The sequence below is a fragment of the Streptomyces sp. NPDC097981 genome, assembly GCF_040302565.1.
In the GTDB taxonomy this organism is placed as follows: Bacteria; Actinomycetota; Actinomycetes; order Streptomycetales; family Streptomycetaceae; genus Streptomyces.
In genome coordinates this window covers 1-1780 of the sequence record NZ_JBEORW010000171.1, presented here as the reverse complement: position 1 = coordinate 1780, position 1780 = coordinate 1, and the positions used below count along the sequence as shown (strand labels likewise).

The following is a 1780-nucleotide window of genomic DNA, read 5'->3' as shown; positions in this document are numbered from 1 at the left end:
ATGGTGTCGTTGGCTGAGGTGTGGCGTGGGGCGGGTGTGCGGCCGGGTGCGGTGATCGGGCATTCGCAGGGTGAGATCGCGGCCGCGTGCGTGGCGGGGATCTTGTCCCTGGAGGACGCGGCCCGTGTGGTGGCCTTGCGGAGTCAGGCGATCGGGCGTGTGCTGGCGGGGCTGGGCGGCATGGTGTCCGTGCCGCTGCCGGCGAGCGAGGTGCGTGAGCGGATCGCGCCGTGGGGTGAGGAGCGGATCTCGGTCGCCGCCGTCAACGGTCCGTCGTCGGTGGTCGTTTCCGGTGAGGTCCAGGCGCTGGAGGAACTGCTCGCCGCGTGTGAGGCGGATGGTGTCCGTGCCAGGCGGATCGCGGTGGATTACGCCTCGCACTCCGCTCAGGTGGAGTTGCTGCGTGAGGAGCTGGCCGAGCTCCTTGCGCCGATCGTCCCCCGTGTCGCCGAGGTTCCGTTCTTGTCGACGGTGACGGGGGAGTGGGTCAGCGGTACCGAGCTGGATGCCGGTTACTGGTTCCGCAATCTGCGTCAGACGGTGGAGCTGGAGCAGGTGACCCGCACGCTGCTGGATCAGGGCTTTGGTGTGTTCGTCGAGTCGAGCCCGCATCCGGTGCTGACCGTGGGCATGCAGGAGACCGTCGAGGACGCCGGCCGGGAGGCGGCGGTGCTGGGTTCTCTTCGCCGTAACGAGGGTGGTCTGGAGCGGTTCTGGCTCTCCCTCGGTGAGGCTTGGGTCCGTGGTGTGGCGGTCGACTGGGACGCGGTGTTCGCCGGTAGTGGTGCCCAGCGCGTGGACCTGCCCACCTACGCCTTCCAGTCGCAGCGGTTCTGGCCCGAGGCCGCGCCGGTCGAAGCCGTCGAGGTGACGGGCGAGAGCGTGATCGACGCCCGGTTCTGGGACGCCGTCGAGCGCGAGGACCTCGCCGCGCTCACAGCCGAACTGCAGATCGAGGGCGACCAGCCCCTGACCGCCCTGCTCCCCGCGCTGTCCTCGTGGCGGCGACAGAGCCGTGAGCAGTCCACCGTCGACGGCTGGCGCTACCGGGTCACCTGGACGCCCCTGGCCGAAGCCACCAGCACCCGGCTCTCCGGCTCCTGGCTGGTCGTCGTGCCCGAGGCGGCCTCCGGGCCGGCCGGTGACACGGTCGCCGCTGTTCTCCGTACGCTCGCCGACCGGGGCGCCGAGGTCCGTACCGTCCCCGTGGCCGCCGACGCCGCCGACCGGGACGCGCTGGCCGCCGTGCTGAAGGCCGCCACGGACGGGGCGCCCGCCCCCGCCGGGGTACTGTCCCTCCTCGCCCTCGGAGACGCCGGGGCCGCACTGCGCGCGCACGCCGGGCTCCTCGGCACCGCCGCGCTGGTCCAGGCCCTCGGAGACACCGACGTCGCCGCGCCCCTGTGGTGCGTCACCCGCGGCGCCGTGTCCGTCTCCCGCTCCGAGCGGCTCCAGGACCCGGCGCAGGCCCTGCTGTGGGGCTTCGGCCGCACCGCCGCGCTGGAGTTCCCCGACCGCTGGGGCGGCCTGCTCGACCTGCCCGCGCAGGCCGACGACCGGACGCTCGAACGGCTCGTGGGCGTCCTGGCCGGTGACGGCTCCGAGGACCAGGTGGCGCTCCGCGCCTCCGGGCGGTTCGGCCGCCGGCTGGCCCACGCCCCGCTCGCCGACGCCCCGACCGCGCCCGAGTGGCGTCCGGCCGGGACGACGCTGGTCACCGGTGGTACGGGTGCGCTCGGCGCGCACGTGGCCCGCTGGCTGGCGGAGAACGGCGCCGAGC

The 1780-nt window shown here is 73.9% G+C and carries 1 protein-coding gene; it reads left to right on the top strand.

Features of this window, described 5'->3' with window-relative positions:
* The coding region (locus ABTY04_RS40850) for an acyltransferase domain-containing protein (protein WP_352218496.1) at positions 1–1780 on the top strand (1780 nt) is incomplete at both ends.